This is a genomic window from Microbacterium helvum, from assembly GCF_014779795.1.
In the GTDB taxonomy this organism is placed as follows: Bacteria; Actinomycetota; Actinomycetes; order Actinomycetales; family Microbacteriaceae; genus Microbacterium; species Microbacterium helvum.
The window spans coordinates 263385-285640 of the sequence record NZ_JACXZS010000002.1 but is presented as its reverse complement, the minus strand read 5'-3'; the positions used below and the strand labels follow the sequence as shown (position 1 = coordinate 285640).

The following is a 22256-nucleotide window of genomic DNA, read 5'->3' as shown; positions in this document are numbered from 1 at the left end:
GCCGGACCCGACCGGCTCGCGCCGCGCATTTCTGAGCTCGCCCATCTCTACTGTGGTGATTGACATGCCCGATTCACGCACCCCTGAAACTGGGGCCCCTGCCCACTCCGCGACCCGACCGCCCGAGGTCGACAGGGTGGCGGCATCCCGTCGCGCCGTCGCCGCCCGACGCGAGCGCGCCGCTCTGAAGAAGGACGTCGCGATGCGCGTCATCACACCGCAGGAGCTGCTGCGGCGTGCACTCGCGGAGCCGTCGTCTCCTGCCGGCGCGATGCGCGTCCCCGAGTTCCTGACGGCGATCCCCGCCATCGGCGAGGGCAAGCGCGACCGCATCCTGCACGATCTCGAGATCTCGCCGGTCAAGCGACTCGGCGGTCTCGGCTCGCGCCAGCGCGAAGACCTGCGCGGGTTCCTCGACGCGCGCTGGCCCGAGCTCGAGCCGCGCGGCGGTCGCAGCCGGCTGGTCGTGCTCGCCGGCCCCACGGCCGTCGGCAAGGGCACGGTGGCCGCCTACATCAAGGACCACCACCCCGAGATCATGCTGTCGGTGTCGGCGACGACCCGCGCACCGCGTCCGGGCGAGGTCGACGGCGAGCACTATTACTTCGTGGACGACGCGGAGTTCGACCGCATGATCGCCGACGGCGAGCTGCTGGAACACGCCACCGTGCACAACGCGTTCCGGTACGGCACGCCGCGCGGTCCGATCGAGAAGGCGCTGGCCGAAGGCCGCACCGTCCTGCTCGAGATCGACCTGCAGGGTGCCCGACAGGTGCGCGAGGCCGACCCCTCGGCGACGCTCGTCTTCCTGCTGCCGCCGAGCTGGGACGAGCTCGTGCAGCGTCTCGTCGGCCGCGGCACCGAGGACGCCGCCGAGCGGGCACGCCGCCTGCGCACCGCGAAGACCGAGCTCGCGGCGCAGGCCGAGTTCGACTTCCGGGTCGTGAACGACGACGTGGCCCGCGCCGCCGCCGAGGTCGCCCGCCTCACGCGCTGACCCGGTAGACTGGTCCGATGCGTCCGCGCGCTGATCGCGCGCGCCCATCGACATCCACCAGGAGGTTCCCATGGCCGGAACGAATCAGGGCATCATCGAGCCCCCCATCGACAGCCTGCTCGAGAAGGTCGACTCGAAGTACCAGCTGGTGATCTTCGCGTCCAAGCGCGCGCGTCAGATCAACGACTACTACTCCGACCTGCACGAGGGCAACCTGTTCGACAACGTCGGTCCGCTCGTGGACTCGACGGTCGAAGACAAGCCGCTGACGATCGCGATGCACGAGATCCACGAAGACAAGCTGCGTCTTCGTCGCGCCGAGTAACGCACGTTACGACCCAGATGCCCCCGAGGGCGGCGATGTCCGCACTCGGGGGCATACTGGTGTCCGCCCCACCGCCCCGCTTCCGGCACACACCGCCCCGAGTACTGGAGAACCGATGACCGATCTGCGTCTGTTCACGTCCGAATCCGTCACCGAGGGGCACCCCGACAAGATCTGCGACCAGATCTCGGACTCGATCCTCGACGCGATCCTGACGGCCGACCCGAACGGGCGCGTCGCCGTCGAGACGCTCGTCACCACCGGACTCGTGCACGTGGCGGGTGAGGTGTCGACCTCGGCGTACGTCGAGATCCCGGCGATCGTGCGCGACGTCGTGAACCGCATCGGCTACACGTCCAGCGAGACCGGCTTCGACGGCGACTCCTGCGGCGTGAGCGTGTCGATCGGCGCGCAGTCCTCCGACATCGCCGCCGGTGTCGACAAGGCGTTCGAGCGCCGCGAGGACGGCTCCGAAGACCCGCACGACCTGCAGGGCGCCGGCGACCAGGGCATCATGTTCGGCTACGCGACGACCGAGACGCCGCAGCTCATGCCGATGGCCGCCTGGACCGCTCACCGCATGGCCGAGCGCCTCGCCGAGGTGCGCCGGTCGGGCGAGCTGCCGTTCCTGCGCCCCGACGGCAAGACCCAGGTCACGCTCGGCTACGACGGCCAGACGCCGAGGACCGTCGACTCCGTCGTCCTGTCGACCCAGCATCACCCCGACATCTCGCAGAAGGCGCTGCGGGCCGCCGTGCGCGCCGAGGTCATCGACCCGGTGCTCGAATCGACCGGCCTCGACGTGTCGGACGTCAAGTTCTACATCAACCCGGCGGGCCCGTTCGTCATCGGCGGCCCGAAGGGGGACGCGGGCCTCACCGGCCGCAAGATCATCATCGACACCTACGGGGGCGCGTCGCGTCACGGCGGCGGCGCCTTCAGCGGCAAGGACCCGTCGAAGGTCGACCGGTCAGCCGCGTACGCCATGCGCTGGGTCGCCAAGAACGCCGTCGCGGCCGGACTCGCCGAGCGCCTCGAGGTGCAGGTGGCATACGCGATCGGCAAGGCGAAGCCGGTGGGCCTGTACGTCGAGACGTTCGGCACGGGCCGCGTCGCCGACGACGTCATCACCCGTGCGATCCTCGACGTGTTCGACCTTCGGCCGAAGGCGATCATCGAGCAGCTCGACCTGTTGCGCCCGATCTACGCACAGACCGCCGCGTACGGGCACTTCGGGCGCGAACTGCCTGATTTCACGTGGGAGCGCACCGACCGCGCCGACGCGCTGCGCGCGGCCGCCGGTCTCTGACTCGAGCCGCATGAGCGCGGTGCCCGACGAGGCGCAGTGCGACGCCGAGGCGGTGCCGACGCCGATCCGCCGCCGACGCGTCGCGCGTGTGCTGCTGGACTCGCCCCTGCCGCAGCTCGATCGCCTGTTCGACTACGAGATCCCCGATGAGCTCGCGGGCGACGCGGTGCCCGGCGTGCGCGTGCGCGTGCCGCTGCGCAGCGCGGGGCGGGTCGTCGACGGATTCCTCGTGGAGCTGGGGGAGCCGGATGCCTCCGATCGGCCGCTCTCGCAGCTGGAGGCCGTCGTCTCGCCCATGCCGGTGCTCACGCCGCGCCTGTACGCGCTCGCGCGCCGCGCCGCCGACCGCGCGGCCGGATCGGCGGGCGACATCCTGCGCCTGGCGATCCCGAAGCGGATGGTGCGGGCAGAGAAGGCCTGGCTCGCGGCCGATCCTCCGGCCGTCCCCGAGGTCACCGGCGACGCGCGCGCCTGGGCCGACGCCGTCCTGAACGAGTACCCGGGGCTGGCCGACGAGCTCCTCGCCGGCGCACGGCTGGCCGTCGATGCCCCGCCGCAGCCCGCGCTTCTCGACGACGGGACTCCGGTCGGCGCGTGGGCGCTGCTGCTGGCCGCCGCCGCGGTGCGGGTGCTCGCCGGAGGACGCAGCGCGATCGTCGCCGTCCCCGATCACCGCGATCGTGCACAGCTCGAGGCGGCACTGCAGGCGCGCGTGCCCGCCGACGCACTGGTCCGCGACGACGCGAAGCAGAGCGGTCCGACCCGCTACACCGCGTTCCTGCGCGCGCTGGCCGACGCACCGTGCATCGTGATCGGCAACCGCTCGGCCGTGTACGCGCCTGTCGCCGACCTGGGGATGGTCGCGATCTGGGACGACGGCGACCCTCTGTTCGGCGAGCCGCTCAGCCCCGGCGTGCACGCTCGCGACGCGGCGCTCCTGCGCCAGGAGCTCGACGGCGGGGCGCTCGTCTTCGCGGGCCACACGCGGACGACCGACGTCGAGCGCCTCGTCGCCGTCGGCTGGGTGCGAGAGGTCCCGGCCGCACGTCGACGCAGTCCGCGCGTCGTCCTCACGGCCCAGCGCGAAGGCGAGTCCCGTGCGGCGCGCGTGCCGTCCTCCGCCTTCACCGCCGCCCGCGAAGCCCTCGTCGAGGGGCCGGTGCTCGTGCAGGTGTCGCGTCCGGGCTACGCACCCGTGCTGGTGTGCGCCCAGTGCCGGCATCCTGCCCGCTGCCCGCACTGCGGCGGCCCGCTCCACGCGGCGCGGCACGGCGCGGTCCCGGCGTGCTCCTGGTGCGGACGCGCGGCGCACGCCTGGACGTGCCCGGAGTGCTCGTCGACGATGCTGCGGATGGCCTCTTCTGGCAGCGAGCGCACGGCCGACGAACTCGGCCGTGCCTTTCCCGGGGTGCGCGTCATCGTGGCCGACGGCGACCACCCCGTCGTGAGCGTCGAGGGCCGCCCGGCGCTCGTCGTCGCCACGCGCGGCGCCGAGCCCCTCGCGGTCGGCGGCTACCGCGCCGTGATCCTGCTGGACGGCGACCGCATGCTCATGGCCGACGACCTGCGCATCGGCGAGTCCTGTCTGCGCTGGTGGTCCAACGCCGCCGCCCTCGCGGCGCCCGGCGCGCCCGTCCATCTCGTCGGCGTCGGCGGCGATATCGCCCGCTCGCTGGCGACGTGGACCCAGCCCGCCTACGCGCGATCCGAGCTCGCCGACCGTGCGCCGCTGCGCATGCCTCCGACGGTGCGCGTCGCCGCACTCGACGGCCCCCGCAAGACGGTCGATGCCGCCCTGGCCGAATTGCGCCGCGCGGTTCCCGAACTCGACGCCGAGGCGGTGCTCGGCCCGCTGGCCCACGGTGACACGGTGCGCGCCCTCGTGCGCTTCGACTATGGTCTGGGCACCCGGGTGGCCGAGAGCCTGCGCGCTTCGGTCGTCAGCCAGGCGGTCAAGGGCCGGCGCCCCGCCAAGGGCCGCCCGCCCGGCGCCGCCAATACACTGAAAGTCCGGGTCGACATCCCCGACCTCGATCTCTGATCCCCACCGCCACACGACCTGGAGTCACATGCGTCTCGTCTTCGCCGGCACTCCGACGCCGGCGGTCCCGTCACTGCGCCGGCTTGCGGCATCCACTCACGACATCGCCGCGGTGATCACACGGCGCGACGCCCCGCTGGGACGCAAGCGCGTGCTCACGCCGTCGCCCGTCGCGGCGGCTGCCGACGAGCTCGGCCTGCCGGTCATCAAGGCGGACCGTCTCGATGACGACGCGACGGCCCGAATCGCCGCCCTGAGGCCCGACCTCGGCGTCATCGTCGCGTACGGGGGTCTCGTCCGCGAGCCGCTGCTGTCGACTCCCGCGCACGGGTGGATCAACCTGCACTTCTCGCTGCTGCCGCGGTGGCGTGGTGCCGCCCCGGTGCAGCATGCGCTGATCGCGGGGGATGCCGCCACCGGGGCGAGCGTGTTCCAGCTGGTCGCAGAGCTCGACGCCGGCGACGTGTTCGCCGAGCTCGAGCATCCCGTACCCGCCGACGCCACAGCCGGCGATCTGCTCTCGGCCCTCGCCGATGCGGGCGCGGACCTGCTCGCCGACGTCGTCGACGCGATCGCCGCGGGGTCGGCGGTCGCGCGTCCGCAGGTGGGCGAGCCGAGCTACGCCGCGAAGCTCGGCGACGACGACGGCCGGATCCGCTGGGACGAGCCGGCCGCTGCGGTGCTCGGCCGGATCCGCGGCGTCACCCCCGAACCCGGCGCCCACACGACGATCGACGGCGCCCGCATGAAAGTGCTGGCCGTGTCGGCGGCGCCCTCCGGTGCGCCCGCGCTGAGACCGGGCGAACTCGCGCTGCACGACAAGCGGGTGCTGGCCGGCACCGCGTCGACGCCGATCGCGCTCGATATGGTCCAGCCTGCAGGCAAGGCGGCGATGCGGGCCGCGGACTGGTGGCGGGGGCTGCGCGACACCCCGGTGGCCGGCTCATGAGCCGCCCGGTCGCCGCGCGACGCATCGCGTACGAGACGCTGCGGGCCGTCCACGAGTCCGACGCGTACGCCAACCTGCTGCTGCCGACCGCGATCGCGCGCGCCGATCTCTCGCCCGCCGACGCCGCGCTGACCACCGAGCTCACCTACGGCACCCTGCGCCGGCAGGGCACCTACGACGCCGTCATCGCGATCGCCGCAGACCGCCCCGTCTCGAGCATCGATCCGGCCGTGCTCGACGCGCTCCGCCTCGGCGTGCACCAGCTGCTGTCGACGCGTGTCGCCTCGCACGCCGCCGTCAACGAGTCCGTCGAACTCGCGCGCGCCGCAGGCGGCCGCGGCGCCGCCGGCTTCGCGAACGCGGTGCTCCGCCGCGTCTCGCGCGACACTCCCGGCGATTGGATGACGCACGTCGCCGCCAGCGCCCGCTCCGACGATGAGCAGCTCGGACTGCTGTTCTCGCATCCGGTGTGGGTGGTGCGGGCCTTCCGCCGCGCCCTCGCAGCCGAAGGGCGTGCCGAAGAGCTGGAAGCTCTGCTGACGGCAGACAACGCATCGCCCCGCGTGACGATGGCCGCCCTTCCGGGGCTTGCCGACGCTCCGGACGACGCGCGCCGCACGCCCTTCTCGCCCATCGGATTCCGCCTCGGCGGGGGAGACCCCGACCAGACGGTGCGCGGATCCGAGGGGCGCATCCGGGTGCAGGACGAGGGCTCGCAGCTGGCCGCGCTGGCGCTCAGCCGAGCGCTGCCGGTCGCCGAGGGGGAGCGCTGGCTCGACCTGTGCGCCGGGCCGGGCGGCAAGACCGCCGTGCTCGCCGCCGAAGCCCTCGCGCACGGCGCGCGGCTCGAGGCGAACGAGATCTCGCCTGCCCGCGCCGGACTGGTGCGCCAGGCGCTCGCGGGCGTGCCGCTCGAGGTCCCGGTCTCAGAAGCGGACGGGCGGGCACGCGCCGAGGCCGCCCCCGCCGCCTACGACCGCATCCTCGTCGATGCGCCGTGCACCGGGCTGGGGGCACTCCGCCGCCGCCCCGAGGCGCGCTGGCGCAAGTCGCCGGGCGACGTCCCGGCGCTGACCACCCTGCAGCGCGAACTGCTCACCGCGGCCGTCGGCGCGCTGAAGCCCGGCGGCGTGGTCGCCTACGTGACCTGCTCGCCGCATCTCGCCGAGACGTCGGCCGTCGTCGGCGACATCCGCCGCGAATGGGGCGAGGCGCTCGAAGAGATCTCGGCGCGCGATGTCATCACCGGGCTCTCAGACGCCGACCCCGCGCTGCCCGCACAGGCGGACGGCAGCGGTCGCGCACAGCTGTGGCCCCATCGCCACAACACCGACGGTATGTCGATCTCGCTGCTGCGACGCGTCTGAGCGGTCGTGCGGCGTCTGAGCGGTCGTGCGGCGTCTGAGCGGTCGTGCGGCGTCTGAGCGGTCGTGCGGCGTCTGAGCGGTCACGCCGCGGCCGGGTTCACTCGCGCAGCACGAAGCTGCGCGGCATCCGTTCGAACTCGGCGCGCAGGGCGATGAGCGCCTCGCGGTGCGTGCGTCCGAGCTCCCGCGCGTCGACCGTGACCGCGGCGCCGGCGGGCATCGCATCGGCGAGCTCGCGCAGGACGGCGACCACCCGTTCCGTCCCCGCCAGCCCGAGCTCGCCCGAGAGCCGCAGCACACGACCACTGTCGGTGTCGTCGACAGTGAAGGCCGGCACCGCGACGCTGTCGTGCGGCTCAAGCAGATGCATCCCGAACCTCTCCGACAGGGACTCGATCACCGCGACGCCGCGCACGGAGTTGCCATAGGCGTCCAGTCGCGGGCTGAAGGCGGCAACGCCGAACTGCGAGGGGGCGACCGCCATGAGACCCCCGCTCACGCCGCTCTTGGCCGGAAGGCCGACGCGCAGCAGCCACTCGCCCGAGTAGTCGTACATGCCGCAGCTCGTCATGATCGACAGCACGTCGCGGGCGACGGCCTCGGCGACGACCCGGTCGCCGGTCACCGGGTTGATGCCGCCGAAGGCGAGGGTCGCCCCCATGACCGCCAGGTCGCGCGCGGTCACCAGCAGCGAGCACTGGCGGAAGTAGGTCTCGACCGCGATGTCGACCGATCCGTCGATGACGCCGTACGAGCGCAGCAGGTGGGCGAGCGCCCGGTTGCGATCGCCGGTGCCGGATTCCGAGGCGTACACCTGCTCGTCGACCCACAGCGAGCGTCCGGCGAACGCCGACAGACCGGCCACGATGCGTGCGGTGCGGTCGTCCACCCCGTCGCCGGGAATGAGGGCCGACGTCGCGATCGCGCCCGCGTTGACCATCGGGTTCGCGGGGCGGCCCGTGCCGGCCTCGAGGCTGATCGCGTTGAACGGCTCGCCGCTCGGCTCGGCGCCCACCTTGCGCAGCACGGCGTCGCGCCCGCGATCCGCGAGCGCCAGCGCCAGCACGAAGGGCTTCGAGATCGACTGGATCGTGAAGTCCTGCTCGACGTCGCCCACGACCCGTACGCGGCCGTGCGGCCCGACCACCGCCAGCGACAGCAGCTCGGGGTCTGCGTTCGCCAGTTCGGGGATGTAGCTCGCGGGTGCACCGGCATCCAGGCCGCGTACCCCCTCGAGCGCCTCATGCAAGAGCGCCGTGATCGGATCCACGGCTCGACCATAATGGAGGCGTGTTCCCGACCTCCGAGACCGGCCGCGACGACGGCATCCGCATCAACCCCAGCATCCTCGCGGCGGACTTCGCGAACATGCAGGCTGAGCTCGCACGTATCGCCACGGCGGACTTCGTGCACGTCGACGTGATGGACAACCACTTCGTGCCGAACCTCACGTTCGGCCCCCAGATGGTCGAGCGCGTGCAGGCCACGAGCCCCGTGCCGTTGGATGTGCACCTGATGATCGCCGATCCGGACCGCTGGGCGCCGGGCTACGCCGAGATCGGCGCCGCGTCGGTGACGTTCCATCTCGAGGCCGCGACCGAGCCCGTCGCGCTCGCGCGGCGGCTGCGCGACATCGGCTCGCGCGCGGGCGTCGCCGTCAAACCCGCCACACCGGTGGAGAGCCTGTTCGACCTGCTCGACGACTTCGACCAGATCCTCGTGATGACCGTCGAGCCCGGCTTCGGCGGCCAGTCGTTCATGCCTGAGACGATGCCCAAGCTGCGCCGGCTCGCCGACGAGGCCCGCAGGCGCGGATCGTCGGTGTGGCTGCAGGTCGACGGCGGCATCGGCGAGTCGACGATCGCTCAGGCCGCCGAAGCGGGGGCCGACACGTTCGTCGCGGGCTCCGCGGTCTTCGGGGCGGCCGACCCCGCGAACGCCATCGCGGGGCTGCGCGCCGCTGCCGCGCGCGCCCACGCGCACTGACGCGGCGTCACGCGGCGCCTCGGCGCCCTGCGGTTCGATACCCTGGAATCGTGAAGACGTTCGATGCCCTGTTCGCCGAGCTGACCGCGAAGGCGGCCGAGCGCCCCGAGGGATCGGGGACCGTCGCAGAGCTGGACGCCGGCGTGCACACGATCGGGAAGAAGATCGTCGAAGAGGCCGCCGAGGTGTGGATGGCTGCCGAGTACGAGTCGACGGATGCTGCGGCCGAAGAGATCTCGCAGCTGCTGTACCACCTGCAGGTGCTGATGCTCGCGAAGGGTCTGAGCCTCGAGGATGTCTACCGACATCTCTGAGCTCCCGCTCCGACCCCTCTCATCCCCACATTAAGGATCCGCGAATGCTGCGCATCGCCGTGCCGAACAAGGGATCGCTGGCCGAGACCGCCGCTGAGATGCTCGCCGAGGCGGGCTATACCGGTCGCCGCGACCCGAAGGACCTCCACGTCATCGACCCCGCCAACGAGGTCGAGTTCTTCTACCTCCGCCCCAAAGACATCGCCACGTACGTCGGCTCGGGTGCGCTCGACGTCGGCATCACGGGTCGCGACCTGCTGCTGGATGCCCGGATGCCGGGCGCCCGAGAGATCGAGAAGCTCGGGTTCGCGGCATCCACCTTCCGCTTCGCCGCCCCGGCGGGACGCTTCGCCGACGTCCAGGACCTCGACGGCGTCCGCATCGCGACGTCGTACCCGGGCCTGGTCGACGGGTTCCTCGACGAGCACGGCGTCGCGGCCGATCTGGTGCCGCTGGACGGCGCGGTCGAGTCGGCCGTCGAGCTCGGGGTCGCCGACGCGATCGCCGACGTCGTCGAGACCGGGACCACCCTGCGTCAGGCGGGCCTCGAGGTGTTCGGGCCGGTGATCCTCAGATCCGAGGCCGTCCTGATCGGCGCTCCGACCGAGGCGGAGGGCACCGAGACGCTGCTGCGCCGCCTGCGCGGCGTCATGGTGGCCCGGCGCTACGTGATGGTCGACTACGACCTGCCGGCTCGACTGATCGACCGAGCCGTGGAGATCGCCCCGGGCGTCGAGTCGCCCACGATCTCGCCGCTGCGCGACCCGGAATGGGTCGCCGTGCGGGTCATGGTCGCCCGCGCCGGCGTCAACCAGGTGATGGACGCGCTGTACGCGATCGGCGCCCGCGCGATCCTCGTCACCGCGATCCACAACGCGAGGCTCTGATGTCGCTCGTATGCCGCGTGATCCCGTGCCTGGACGTCGCCGGCGGGCGCGTGGTCAAGGGCGTCAACTTCCAGAACCTGCGCGACATGGGCGACCCCGTCGAACTCGCACGGGAGTACTTCCGGCAGGGTGCCGACGAGATCACGTTCCTCGACGTCACCGCCACCGTCGACGAGCGCTCGACCACGTACGACGTCGTCCGCCGCACAGCGGAAGAGGTCTTCATCCCGCTCACCGTCGGCGGGGGAGTCCGCAGCGCCGACGACGTGGCCCGTCTGCTGGGCGTCGGCGCCGACAAGATCGGCGTCAATTCCGCGGCGATCGCCCGGCCGCCGCTGCTCGATGAGATCGCAGACCGCTTCGGCGCACAGGTGCTCGTCCTCTCGCTCGACGTGAAACGGTCGCCGAACACCGACTCCGGCTTCGTCGTCACCACGCACGGCGGCCGCACCGAGACCGAGCTGGACGCGCTGGGATGGGCCCGCGAGGCGATCGAGCGGGGTGCCGGCGAGCTGCTCGTGAACTCGATCGACGCCGACGGCACCAAAGAGGGCTTCGACCTGGAGCTCGTGAGCCTCATGCGCGAGGTGTCGAGCGTCCCGGTGATCGCCTCGGGCGGGGCGGGCAAGGCAGAGGACTTCGGCCCCGCGATCGAGGCCGGCGCCGACGCGGTGCTGGCGGCATCCGTCTTCCACTCGGGCCAGCTCACGGTGGGCGACGTCAAGCGCTCGCTGCTGGCCGACGGCATCCCGGTGCGCGAGGTGGCGGCATGAGCGACACCGTCGACGAGCGCATCGCACGCGTCACCTTCAACGGCGACGGCCTCGTCGCCGCCATCATCCAGCAGTGGGACTCCCGCGAGGTGCTGATGCTGGGATGGATGGATGCCGAGGCCCTGCGCCGTACGCTGACCGAGGGCCGCGTGACCTTCTGGTCGCGCTCGCGCCAGGAGTACTGGCGCAAGGGCGATACGTCCGGCCACATCCAGCTCGTGCGCGGCGCACGGCTCGACTGCGACGGCGACGCCGTGCTGGTCGAGGTGGAGCAGGTGGGGCCGGCGTGCCACACCGGCACCCGCACATGCTTCGATGCCGACGACCTCGAGGCCGCGCGCGGTCCGGAGCTGCCGGCGTGATGCGGCGCGCGCGACTGCTGTCGGTCGTCGTGATCGTGCTGTGCGGAGCGATCGGCGTGATCTCGTCCACGCAGACATGGCTCACGGTCGAGCTCGCCGACGGCGCCCATCACACCCTGGAGGTGCCGGGCGCGTCTGCCGTGCCCGTGCTGGCGCCGCTCAGCCTCGCCGTCCTCGCGCTCGGAGCAGCGCTGTCGATCGTCGGCCTGGTGCTGCGCTACCTGTTCGGCGCGCTGGCGATCCTCATCGGCGGAACGCTGGCCTGGCTGACCGCCCAGGTCGCGTTCGAGCACCCCGTCTCGGCGGTCGCGTCCGTCGTGACCGAATCCACCGGGATCGCCGGTGAGAAGGCGGTGGCTCAGCTCATCGCGACCATCACGGCGTCGGGCTGGCCGGCGGTGACCCTGGTCGTCTGGGCGGTGCTGATCATCGCCGGCGGCTTCGTCCTCGTCACCGCGCGGGGCTGGGCCGGTACGGGCCGCCGCTACCGCACCTCCGACTCGACCACCGGGGACGCCGCGAAGTCTGCCGCGCCCGCCGGACCGCGCCCTCACGACGCAGCCGGATCGCACGCCATCGACGACTGGGACGACCTGTCGCGTGGCGAGGATCCGACCGCGTAGACCGCTAGACTGGCGGCATCCCGCCCGGCTTCACTTCTGCCCGGAACCACAAGGAGATTTCCATGAGCAACAACATCGGCGACCCCGGCCACGGACACTCGCCCGCCGCCTGGACGGCCGTCGTGATCATGCTCGTGGCCGTGTCGATCGGCACCCTGTTCTTCTTCCTCGACGTGCCGGCGCTCGTGTGGGCGTCCGCGGCCCTGCTGGTCGTCGGCCTGCTCGTGGGCTGGGGCATGAAGAAGGCCGGCTACGGCGTGGGCGGCTCCAAGGTCGCGGCGAAAGAGCACTGAACGTGCTCGCCGACCTGACGGCCGGCGCGGTGGAGGATGCCGAGGCACGTGCCTCGGGGCGGCCCCTCGAGGTCGTCGAGGCCGCAGCCCTCGCTCAGCGCCCGGCGCTGGACGCACTGGCCGCCCTCGCCCCCGCCGACCGCGTCAAGATCATCGCCGAGGTCAAGCGGGCCAGCCCCTCGCGCGGCGACCTCGCCGACATCCCTGACCCCGCCCTGCAGGCCTCCCGGTATCAGGAGGGCGGCGCGTCGGCGATCTCGGTGCTCACCGAGGGCCGCCGCTTCAAGGGAAGCCTCGCCGACCTCGAAGCCGTGAAGGCGTCGGTGTCGCTCCCGGTGCTGCGCAAGGACTTCATCGCCACGGAGTACCAGGTGCTCGAGGCCCGGGCATCGGGCGCCGACCTGGTGCTGCTGATCGTCGCAGCGCTGCAGCAGGACGTGCTCGAGCGCCTGCACGCCTTCGTGCGCGAACTCGGCATGACGCCGCTGGTCGAGACGCACTCGGCTGATGAGGTCGAGCGCGCCGCCGACATCGACGCGAAGCTGATCGGCGTGAACGCGCGAGACCTGTCGACGTTCCAGCTCGACCGCGACCTGTTCGGCCGTCTCGCCGAGCGCATCCCGGCCGGCGCGGTGAAGATCGCCGAGTCCGCCGTACTCGCACCCGCCGACGTGGCCCACTACCGGGCATCCGGCGCCGACGTGGTGCTGGTCGGCGAGGCGCTCGTCACGGGCGACCCCGTTTCCACCCTGCGCGCATTCCTGGAGGCAGGCAAGTGAGTCTTCGTGAGGCATCCGGTCCGTTCTTCGGAGAGTTCGGCGGCCGCTACATGCCGGAATCGCTCATCGCGGCCATCGACGAGCTGACGGCCGAGTACGAGGCGGCGAAGGCGGATCCCGCCTTCCAGGCCGAGTTCGTCCGGCTGCTGCTCTCGTACGCGGGTCGCCCGTCGCCGATCACCGAGGTGCCCCGATTCGCCGAGCACGCCGGCGGCGCCCGGGTGTTCCTCAAGCGCGAGGACCTCAACCACACCGGCTCGCACAAGATCAACAACGTGCTCGGGCAGGCGCTGCTCACCCAGCGCCTGGGCAAGACCCGCGTGATCGCCGAGACCGGCGCCGGCCAGCACGGCGTCGCCACGGCCACCGCTGCGGCCCTGTTCGGTCTCGACTGCACGATCTACATGGGCGAGGTCGACACCGAGCGCCAGGCTCTGAACGTCGCGCGCATGCGCCTGCTCGGCGCCGAGGTCGTGCCGGTGAAGACCGGATCGCGCACGCTGAAGGACGCCATCAACGACGCATACCGCGACTGGGTCGCGACCGTCGAGACGACGAACTACATCTTCGGCACCGCCGCCGGTCCGCACCCGTTCCCCGCCATGGTCCGGGACTTCCAGAAGGTCATCTCCGAAGAGGCGCGCGCGCAGCTGCTCGAAGAGGCCGGCCGACTTCCCGATGCCGTGCTCGCGTGCGTCGGCGGCGGCTCGAACGCGATCGGCATGTTCGACGCGTTCCTCGACGACGAGGACGTCAAGCTCTACGGCGTCGAGGCGGCCGGTGACGGCGTCGACACACCTCGGCATGCGGCATCCATCGAACGCGGGCGTCCGGGCGTGCTGCACGGGGCGAAGACGTTCGTGCTGCAGGACGAGGACGGCCAGACCATCGAGTCGCACTCGATCTCGGCCGGGCTCGACTACCCGGGCGTCGGCCCCGAGCACTCGTGGCTCGCCTCGATCGGACGGGCGGAGTACATTCCGGCGACCGACGACGAGGCCATGCAGGCGCTGCGCCTGCTGTCGCAGACCGAGGGCATCATCCCCGCCATCGAGTCGGCTCACGCTCTCGCCGGCGCGCTGCGCATCGGCCGCGAACTCGGCCCCGACGCGATCCTCGCGGTGTGCCTGTCGGGCCGCGGCGACAAGGACATGGACACCGCCGCTCGCTACTTCGGGCTGTACGACAAGGGTGCGGATGCCGCAGCCGCCGCATCTGCTCCGCCCGACGACGCCGCCCACGGCGAGGGAGAGAAGCTATGACCTCGCGGGTCGCCGCGGCGATCGACGCCGCCCACGCCGCCCGCCGCGGCGCCTTCGTCGGCTACCTGCCGCTCGGGTTCCCCGACCTGCAGACGAGTATCGACGCCGCGGTCACGCTGGCCGAGAACGGCGCCGACATCCTCGAGCTCGGCCCACCGTATTCCGACCCCGTCATGGACGGCACGGTCATCCAGGAGGCCACGCAGGCCGCGCTCGCGGGCGGGTTCCGCCTGCGGGACACCTTCACCGCGGTACGCGAGATCACGCGCCGCGTCGATGTGCCCGTCCTCGTCATGACCTACTGGAACCCGGTGCTGCAGTACGGCGTCGAGCGCTATGCCGACGACCTGCTGGCGGCCGGCGGAGCGGGCCTCATCACGCCGGACATCACCCCCGAGGCGGCGTCCGAATGGATCGCCGCGAGCGAGCGCACCGGCCTCGACCGGGTGTTCCTCGCCGCACCGACCTCGACCGACGAGCGCCTCGACCTGATCGTGCGCAACTCCACGGGGTTCGTCTACACCGTCTCGACGATGGGCATCACCGGCGAGCGTGCCGAGTTGGATGCCGCCGCACGCACGCTCGTCGGGCGTCTGCGCGCCCACGGGGTCGGGCACGCGTGCGTCGGCATCGGCATCTCCAACGCGGAGCAGGTGGCCGGCGTGCTGGAGTACGCGGACGGTGCCATCGTCGGAACCGCGCTCGTGCGCGCACTGCGCGAGGGCGGCCTCGACGGTCTCGCCGACACCGCTCGCGCCCTCGCCGCAGGCACAGCGCGCGACGCGAACTAGACTTCTCAGGTCGGCGCCCGGCGCCGGCATCCCACGCACGGATCCAGCAAGGACACGGTTCTCCCATGATCAACGCCGCCGCGAGCGTCGTCGCCAGCATCCCGAGCCCGTCGATCAGCTACTTCGACATCGGGCCCCTGCGGATCCACATCTACGCGCTGTGCATCATCGCGGGCATCATCGTCGCGGTGCTGTGGACCAATGCCCGCCTCACCAAGCGCGGCGCCGAGCCGTGGGTCGTGATCGACATCGCGCTGCTCGCCGTGCCGCTGGCCATCATCTGCGCTCGGATCTACCACGTCCTCACCCACTGGGGCTTCTACTTCGGCGAGGGCGCGAACCCGCTCTCGGCCCTCTACATCTGGGAGGGCGGCATCGCGATCTACGGCGCCCTCATCGGCGGCGCGTTCGGTGCGTGGCTCGGCTGCAAGTGGACCGGCATCCGCTTCTGGACATTCGCCGACGCGCTCGCGCCCGGCCTGCTGCTCGCCCAGGCGATCGGCCGCTTCGGCAACTGGTTCAACCAGGAGCTCTTCGGCTGGCCCACCGACGCCCCGTGGGGCCTCGAGATCGACTACCCGAACCCGGCGTGGCCCATCGGACTTCCCGAGGGCACACTCTTCCAGCCCACGTTCCTCTACGAGGTCATCTGGAACGTCCTGGGCGTGCTGGTGATCGTCTGGGTCGGCCGCCGCTTCCGCCTGCAGTGGGGCCGCCTGTTCGCCGTGTACCTCGTCTGGTACAGCGCAGGCCGCATCGTGTGGGAGTCGATCCGCATCGACCCGAGTGAGATCATCCTCGGCCTGCGCAGCAACGTCTGGGCGGCGATCTTCGGCGTCGTGCTCGGCATCGTGATCTTCTTCGTCCAGAAGCGCCGTCACCCGGGCCTCGAGCCGTCGCCCTATGTGTCCGGCCGCGAGTGGACCGCCGGACAGGCTGTACAATCGCAGAACACCGACGACTTCGTCGACGTCAGCGAACCCCCGACGTCCGAGGCCGAAGGGGCTACCGCCACAAGCACTCCTGCCAGCAAATGACGCTCCGCTCGTTCTGAGCGGGCGTTCCAGGGCCGACGTCGTCCCATCTTGACTATCAACGTGAGGACGGTAGGTATGGCTTCGAGCCCCCGTCACAGCGCCTCTGTGCAGGCGCCCACCCCCGCTTCGTCCGGCCGGGCCGGATTCCCGCAGAAGCAGGGGATGTACAACCCCGCCTTCGAGAAGGATGCGTGCGGCCTGGCGATGGTCGCCACGCTCCGCGGCGAGGCCGGTCACGACATCATCGATCTGGCGCTGACAGCGCTGCGCAACCTCGAGCACCGCGGCGCGATCGGCTCGGACGCCGGCACCGGCGACGGCGCAGGCATCCTCACGCAGATGCCTGACGCGTTCCTTCGCGCGGTGGTCGGATTCGATCTGCCGCCGGTGGGGGAGTACGCGGCGGGAATGGCCTTCCTGCCCCGCGACGCGGACGCGCGCGCCGCTCAGAAGGCCGGGATCGAGCGGATCGCGGCATCCGAGAACCTCACCGTCCTCGGCTGGCGCGACGTTCCGACCGTCGACGACAACCTCGGCAAGCTCGCGTTCGAGGCACGTCCGGTGTTCGAGCAGCTGTTCGTCTCGCACCCCGCGACCGACGGAGCCCCGGCGCTCTCGGGCATCGCGCTGGACCGCCGCGCGTACCGGCTGCGCACGCGGGCGCGCAACGAGCTCGACGCGTACTTCGTCTCGCTGTCGGCGCGCACGCTCGGCTACAAGGGCATGGTCACGACGCTGCAGCTCGAGCCCTTCTACCCGGACCTGCAGGACGAGCGCTTCGCCTCGGAGCTGGCCGTCGTGCACTCCCGCTACTCGACGAACACCTTCCCGTCGTGGCCGCTCGCCCAGCCGCTGCGCATGCTCGCCCACAACGGCGAGATCAACACAGTCGGCGGCAACCGCAACTGGATGCGCGCCCGTCAGTCTCAGCTCGAGTCCGAGCTGCTCGGCGACATCCAGCCGCTGCTGCCGATCTGCACCGAGGGCGCGAGCGACTCGGCCTCGTTCGACGAGGTGCTGGAGCTCCTGACCCTCACCGGTCGCAGCCTGCCGCACGCGATCATGATGATGGTGCCCGAGGCCTACGAGAAGCAGGCCGACATCAGCCCCGAGCTGCGCGACTTCTACGACTACCACTCCATGCAGATGGAGCCGTGGGACGGCCCCGCCGCGCTCATCTTCACCGACGGCACCTCCGTCGGCGCGACCCTCGACCGCAACGGCCTGCGTCCGGGTCGCTGGACCGAGACCACCGACGGTCTCGTGGTGATCGGCAGCGAGACCGGTGTGCTCGACTTCGAGCCCGCGCGCATCAAGCGCCGTGGCCGCCTGCGTCCGGGACGCATGTTCCTCGTCGACACCGCCCAGCGGCGCATCATCGAGGACGAAGAGATCAAGCAGCAGCTCGCGACCCTGCAGCCGTGGGGCCTGTGGATGCGCCAGCGTCTGCAGCTGTCGGAGCTGCCCGAGCGCGAGCACATCGTGCACCCGATCGCCTCGATCACACGCCGCCAGCGGACCTTCGGATACACCGAGGAAGAGGTCAAGATCCTCCTCACCCCGATGGGGCAGACCGGGGCAGAGCCGCTCGGCGCGATGGGCAGCGACACGCCCGTCGCGGTGCTCAGCGAGCGTCCGCGCCTGCTGTTCGACTACTTCACCCAGCAGTTCGCGCAGGTTACCAACCCGCCGCTGGACTCGATCCGCGAAGAGGTCGTCACAAGCCTGCGCACCGGCATCGGCCCCGAGCGCAACCTGCTCTCGTCCGGCCCCGACCATGCGCGCCAGATCACGATCGACTTCCCGGTGCTCGACAACGACGAGCTCGCGAAGATCCAGAACATCGAGCGCACGATGCCGGGCCGCCGCGCGGTCACGATCCGCGGCCTGTACCACTTCGATGCCGGCCCCGGCACGATGAAGGCGCGCATCGACGAGATGTGCGCCGAGGTCGACGCGGCGATCGCCGACGGCGCGGAGTTCATCATCCTGTCCGACCGCGACTCGAACAAGGACCTCGTCCCCATCCCGTCGCTGCTCATGGTGTCGGCGGTGCACCACCACCTCATCCGCCAGCAGAACCGCATGAAGGTGGGGCTGCTGGTCGAGGCGGGCGACGTCCGCGAGGTGCACCACGTCGCGACGCTGCTCGGCTATGGCGCGTCGGCGGTCAACCCGTACCTCGCGATGGAGACGGTCGAGTACCTCGTCCGTTCCGGGTTCATCACCGGCATCACGCCTGAGAAGGCCGTCCGCAACGTGATCTACGCGCTCGGCAAGGGCGTCCTGAAGATCATGTCGAAGATGGGCATCTCGACGGTGTCGTCGTACACCGGCGCGCAGGTGTTCGAGGCGATCGGCCTGTCGCAGGAGTTCGTCGACGCCTACTTCACCGGCACCGAGTCCAAGCTCGGCGGCATCGGCATCGAAGAGATCGCCGCCGAGAACCAGGCGCGTCACGACTTCGCCTATCCCGAGGATGCTGCCGTCCGAGCACACGAGCGGCTCTGGACCGGCGGCGAGTACCAGTGGCGCCGCGACGGCGCACCGCACCTGTTCAACCCCGACACGGTGTTCCGTCTGCAGCACTCGACGCGCACGCGCCGCTACGACATCTTCCGCGAGTACACGAAGCTGGTGGACGACCAGGCGAACGAGCTGAAGACGCTGCGCGGGCTGTTCGCCCTCAAGACCGAGGGACGCACGCCGGTGCCGATCGACGAGGTCGAGCCGGTGTCGTCGATCGTGAAGCGGTTCTCGACCGGCGCGATGAGCTACGGCTCGATCTCGCGCGAGGCGCACGAGACGCTCGCGATCGCGATGAACCGCATCGGCGGCAAGTCGAACACCGGCGAGGGCGGCGAGGATGTCGAGCGTCTGCTCGACCCCGAGCGCCGCAGCGCGATCAAGCAGGTCGCGTCCGGACGGTTCGGCGTCACCAGCCTGTACCTCACCGAGGCCGACGACATCCAGATCAAGCTCGCACAGGGCGCCAAGCCCGGCGAGGGCGGTCAGCTGCCCCCGACGAAGGTGTACCCGTGGATCGCGCGCACGCGCGGCGGCACGGCCGGCGTGGGGCTCATCTCGCCGCCGCCGCACCACGACATCTATTCGATCGAGGATCTCAAGCAGCTGATCTTCGACCTGAAGCGCGCCAACCCGGGTGCCCGCGTGCACGTGAAGCTCGTGAGCCAGTCCGGCATCGGCGCGGTCGCGGCCGGCACGGCGAAGGCGCTGGCCGACGTCATCCTGGTCTCGGGTCATGACGGCGGCACCGGCGCCAGCCCGCTCAACTCGCTCAAGCACGCGGGAACGCCATGGGAGCTCGGCCTCGCCGAGACGCAGCAGACGCTCATGCTCAACGGCATGCGCGACCGTGTCGTGGTGCAGGCCGACGGCCAGCTGAAGACCGGCCGCGACGTGATCATCGCCGCGCTGCTGGGGGCGGAGGAGTACGGCTTCGCCACGACGGCGCTCGTGGTCGAAGGCTGCATCATGATGCGGGTCTGCCACCTCGACACGTGCCCCGTGGGCGTGGCGACGCAGAACCCGGTCCTGCGCGCGCGCTTCTCGGGCAAGCCCGAGTTCGTGGTCAATTTCATGGAGTTCATCGCCGAAGAGGTGCGCGAGTACCTCGCCGAGCTCGGCTTCCGCACGCTGGACGAGGCGATCGGCCGCAGCGATCTGCTCGACGTCGACGGCGCGGTCCGGCACTGGAAGGCGAGCGGTCTCGACCTCACGCCGGTGCTCCAGGGTCCCCAGTTCGCCGAGGACGAGCCGCGGCGCAACACGACCGCGCAGCTGCACGAGCTCGACGAGCACTTCGACATCGGTCTGCTCGAGAAGGCACAGGACGTCATCGCGAACGGCGGTCAGGTCACGATCGACCTGCCGATCCGAAACACCGAGCGTGCCGTCGGCACCCTGCTCGGCCACCACGTCACCAAGGCGCGCGGCGAGAACGGCCTGCCGTCGGGCAGCATCGTCGTCAACCTCACGGGTTCGGCTGGGCAGTCGTTCGGCGCCTTCATGCCGGCCGGCATCACGCTGCGCCTCGAGGGCGACTCGAACGACTACGTGGGCAAGGGGCTCTCCGGCGGCCAGATCGTCGTCCGGCCGCCGCGCGGCGCGACCTTCGACGCCTCGAAGAACGTCATCGCCGGCAACGTCATCGGCTACGGCGCGACGCAGGGCACCATGTTCCTGCGCGGCGTCGTGGGCGAGCGGTTCTTCGTCCGCAACTCCGGCGCGACCGCAGTGGTCGAGGGCGTGGGCGACCACGCGCTCGAGTACATGACAGGCGGCCTCGCGGTGATCCTCGGGGCCACCGGGCGCAACCTCGGTGCCGGCATGTCGGGCGGCATGGCCTACATCCACCGCCTCGACAGCAAGCTCGTCAACCGCGAGGCGCTCGCCTCGGGCGAGCTCGAACTCGGCGCGCTCGGCGCGGGCGACGCCGAGATCCTCCGTGACCTGCTGGTCCAGCACGTCACGGAGACCGAATCGACCCTCGCCCAGGCTCTCCTCGACGACTTCGAGGCCGAGCTGGCGAACTTCGTCCGGGTCCTGCCGCGCGATTACGCCGCGGTGCTGCAGACCCGCCAGGAGGCTGTGGCCGAGGGGCTCGACCCCGACGGCGACGTCGTCTGGAACCGCATCCTGGAGGTGACGGGTGGCTGACCCGAAGGGCTTTCTGAAGGTCACCGAGCGAGAGCTGCCCGCGCGGCGGCCGGTGCCGGTGCGCATCATGGACTGGAAAGAGGTCTATGAGCCCGGCGACACGGCGGTGCTGCGCCGCCAGGCCGGCCGCTGCATGGACTGCGGCGTGCCGTTCTGCCACAAAGGCTGCCCGCTGGGCAACCTGATCCCCGAGTGGAACGACCTCACGTGGCGCGGTGAGGGCCGCGCCGCGAGCGAGCGCCTGCACGCGACGAACAACTTCCCGGAGTTCACCGGGCGGCTGTGCCCCGCACCGTGCGAGAGCGCGTGCGTGCTCGGGATCAACCAGCCCGCCGTGACGATCAAGCAGGTCGAGGTGTCGATCGCCGACGAGGCGTTCGCGAACGGCTGGATCGAGCCCGAGCCGCCGGGGCGCCTGACGGGCAAGACCGTCGCCGTCGTCGGCTCCGGCCCTGCGGGACTCGCCGCCGCCCAGCAGCTCACGCGCGCCGGCCACACGGTCGCTGTGTTCGAGCGCGACGACCGCATCGGCGGACTGCTGCGCTACGGCATCCCGGACTTCAAGATGGAGAAGAAGCACCTCGAGGCGCGTCTTCGCCAGATGCAGGACGAGGGCACGCGCTTCCGCGCCGGCGTCGAGATCGGCAAGGACATCACGTGGGCCGACCTGCGTGCACGCTACGACGCCGTCGTGGTCGCCACCGGGTCGACGATCCCGCGCGACCTGCCGATCCCGGGTCGCGACCTGGCGGGCGTGCATTTCGCGATGGAGTACCTCGTGGAGTCGAACAAGGCCGTCGCGGGCGACGCCGTCCCGAATCAGATCACGGCAGAGGGCAAGCACGTCGTCGTGATCGGCGGCGGCGACACCGGCGCCGACTGCATCGGCACGGCGCACCGCCACGGCGCGCTGAGCGTCACGAACCTCGCGATCGGCCGCCGCCCCCCGGGCGAGCGTCCGGAGCACCAGCCCTGGCCGATGGATCCAACCGTGTTCGAGGTCTCGTCGGCGCATGAAGAGGGCGGCGACCGCGCCTACCTCGCCTCGACCGTGGAGTTCCTCGCGAACGACGCCGGCGAGGTGCGCGCGCTGCGCGTGGCCGAGACCGAGTTCGTCGACGGCCGCCGCGTCCCCAAGAGCGGCACCGAGCGTGAGATCCCCGCGGACCTCGTGCTGATCGCCATGGGCTTCACCGGCCCCGAGCAGGCGCTCCTGGAGGAGCAGCTCGGCGCCCGGTTCACCGAGCGGGGCAATGTGCGCCGCGAGGACGACTACCAGACGACCGCCCCGGGCGTGTTCGTGGCCGGCGACGCCGGACGCGGACAGTCGCTCATCGTGTGGGCGATCGCCGAGGGCCGAGCGGCCGCCGCGAGCGTCGACCGCTTCCTGATGGGCAAGACCGAGCTGCCCGAGCCGGTCCGCCCGACTGATATCGCCATCGGCCTGCAGCCCGCGTAGGCTGGCCGAGGCACTCGCCAAT

20 protein-coding genes are annotated in these 22256 nt (G+C 71.3%); 19 read left to right on the top strand and 1 reads right to left on the bottom strand.

Annotated elements, in window-relative coordinates; translation table 11 throughout:
• Positions 1 to 64 precede the first annotated feature (64 nt).
• The 6 genes from gmk (at position 65) to IF188_RS04460 (ending at position 6988) form a co-directional block, all read left to right on the top strand.
• Entirely contained in the window at positions 65 to 997 is a 933-nt protein-coding gene (gene gmk, locus IF188_RS04485) for a guanylate kinase (RefSeq protein WP_191170586.1), read from the top strand.
• A gap of 70 nt (positions 998 to 1067) precedes the next feature.
• The gene (rpoZ, locus tag IF188_RS04480; protein WP_018170775.1) at positions 1068 to 1322 is read left to right on the top strand and encodes a DNA-directed RNA polymerase subunit omega; all 255 of its coding nucleotides are present in this window, start codon (positions 1068 to 1070) and stop codon (positions 1320 to 1322) included.
• A 115-nt stretch (positions 1323 to 1437) separates the two neighbouring features.
• Entirely contained in the window at positions 1438 to 2631 is a 1194-nt protein-coding gene (metK, locus tag IF188_RS04475; RefSeq protein ID WP_191170585.1) for a methionine adenosyltransferase, read from the top strand.
• 10 nt (positions 2632 to 2641) lie between these two features.
• Positions 2642 to 4672 (top strand): primosomal protein N' family DNA-binding protein, encoded by a 2031-nt coding sequence (locus IF188_RS04470; RefSeq protein WP_224751415.1) that lies wholly within the window; start codon positions 2642 to 2644, stop codon positions 4670 to 4672.
• Between the two features lie 28 nt (positions 4673 to 4700).
• A complete protein-coding gene (gene fmt, locus IF188_RS04465) occupies positions 4701 to 5621 on the top strand; it encodes a methionyl-tRNA formyltransferase (protein ID WP_191170584.1) in 921 nt (306 codons plus the stop codon).
• Positions 5618 to 6988 (top strand): RsmB/NOP family class I SAM-dependent RNA methyltransferase, encoded by a 1371-nt coding sequence (locus IF188_RS04460; RefSeq protein WP_191170583.1) that lies wholly within the window; start codon positions 5618 to 5620, stop codon positions 6986 to 6988. Before fmt ends, IF188_RS04460 begins: the two co-directional genes overlap by 4 nt.
• A 97-nt stretch (positions 6989 to 7085) precedes the next feature.
• Here IF188_RS04460 and glsA read toward each other — a convergent pair whose 3' ends face one another.
• Positions 7086 to 8258, bottom strand: a complete 1173-nt coding sequence (glsA, locus tag IF188_RS04455) for a glutaminase A (protein ID WP_191170582.1) — start codon at positions 8256 to 8258, stop codon at positions 7086 to 7088.
• 20 nt (positions 8259 to 8278) lie between these two features.
• On the opposite strand from glsA, the gene rpe reads away from it, so the two are divergent.
• The 13 genes from rpe (at position 8279) to IF188_RS04390 (ending at position 22234) form a co-directional block, all read left to right on the top strand.
• Positions 8279 to 8974: a ribulose-phosphate 3-epimerase gene (gene rpe / locus IF188_RS04450; RefSeq protein WP_191170581.1), complete on the top strand. Its 696-nt coding sequence runs from the start codon at positions 8279 to 8281 to the stop codon at positions 8972 to 8974.
• 50 nt (positions 8975 to 9024) lie between these two features.
• Entirely contained in the window at positions 9025 to 9288 is a 264-nt protein-coding gene (locus IF188_RS04445; protein WP_026305444.1) for a phosphoribosyl-ATP diphosphatase, read from the top strand.
• A gap of 44 nt (positions 9289 to 9332) precedes the next feature.
• Positions 9333 to 10175, top strand: coding sequence for an ATP phosphoribosyltransferase (hisG, locus tag IF188_RS04440; protein WP_191170580.1), 843 nt, complete (start codon positions 9333 to 9335; stop codon positions 10173 to 10175).
• Positions 10175 to 10948, top strand: a complete 774-nt coding sequence (gene hisF, locus IF188_RS04435) for an imidazole glycerol phosphate synthase subunit HisF (RefSeq protein WP_191170579.1) — start codon at positions 10175 to 10177, stop codon at positions 10946 to 10948. The genes hisG and hisF overlap by 1 nt, the downstream gene beginning before the upstream one ends.
• Positions 10945 to 11310, top strand: coding sequence for a phosphoribosyl-AMP cyclohydrolase (hisI, locus tag IF188_RS04430; RefSeq protein WP_191170578.1), 366 nt, complete (start codon positions 10945 to 10947; stop codon positions 11308 to 11310). The genes hisF and hisI overlap by 4 nt, the downstream gene beginning before the upstream one ends.
• A complete protein-coding gene (locus tag IF188_RS04425; RefSeq protein ID WP_191170753.1) occupies positions 11310 to 11933 on the top strand; it encodes a Trp biosynthesis-associated membrane protein in 624 nt (207 codons plus the stop codon). The genes hisI and IF188_RS04425 overlap by 1 nt, the downstream gene beginning before the upstream one ends.
• A gap of 62 nt (positions 11934 to 11995) precedes the next feature.
• A complete protein-coding gene (locus IF188_RS04420) occupies positions 11996 to 12226 on the top strand; it encodes a DUF6704 family protein (RefSeq protein ID WP_191170577.1) in 231 nt (76 codons plus the stop codon).
• Positions 12227 to 12228: 2 nt separating this feature from the next.
• Entirely contained in the window at positions 12229 to 13005 is a 777-nt protein-coding gene (gene trpC, locus IF188_RS04415) for an indole-3-glycerol phosphate synthase TrpC (protein WP_191170576.1), read from the top strand.
• On the top strand, positions 13002 to 14267 hold the full coding sequence (gene trpB / locus IF188_RS04410; protein ID WP_191170575.1) for a tryptophan synthase subunit beta: 1266 nt from the start codon (positions 13002 to 13004) through the stop codon (positions 14265 to 14267). Before trpC ends, trpB begins: the two co-directional genes overlap by 4 nt.
• Positions 14264 to 15058, top strand: coding sequence for a tryptophan synthase subunit alpha (trpA, locus tag IF188_RS04405; RefSeq protein ID WP_191170574.1), 795 nt, complete (start codon positions 14264 to 14266; stop codon positions 15056 to 15058). The genes trpB and trpA overlap by 4 nt, the downstream gene beginning before the upstream one ends.
• Before the next feature lie 65 nt (positions 15059 to 15123).
• Positions 15124 to 16095, top strand: coding sequence for a prolipoprotein diacylglyceryl transferase (gene lgt / locus IF188_RS04400; RefSeq protein WP_191170573.1), 972 nt, complete (start codon positions 15124 to 15126; stop codon positions 16093 to 16095).
• Between the two features lie 75 nt (positions 16096 to 16170).
• The gene (gene gltB, locus IF188_RS04395; RefSeq protein ID WP_191170572.1) at positions 16171 to 20775 is read left to right on the top strand and encodes a glutamate synthase large subunit; all 4605 of its coding nucleotides are present in this window, start codon (positions 16171 to 16173) and stop codon (positions 20773 to 20775) included.
• Positions 20768 to 22234 carry a glutamate synthase subunit beta gene (locus IF188_RS04390; RefSeq protein WP_191170571.1) on the top strand — a complete coding sequence of 489 codons (1467 nt, stop codon included), beginning with the start codon at positions 20768 to 20770 and terminating at the stop codon, positions 22232 to 22234. Before gltB ends, IF188_RS04390 begins: the two co-directional genes overlap by 8 nt.
• Positions 22235 to 22256 lie beyond the last annotated feature (22 nt).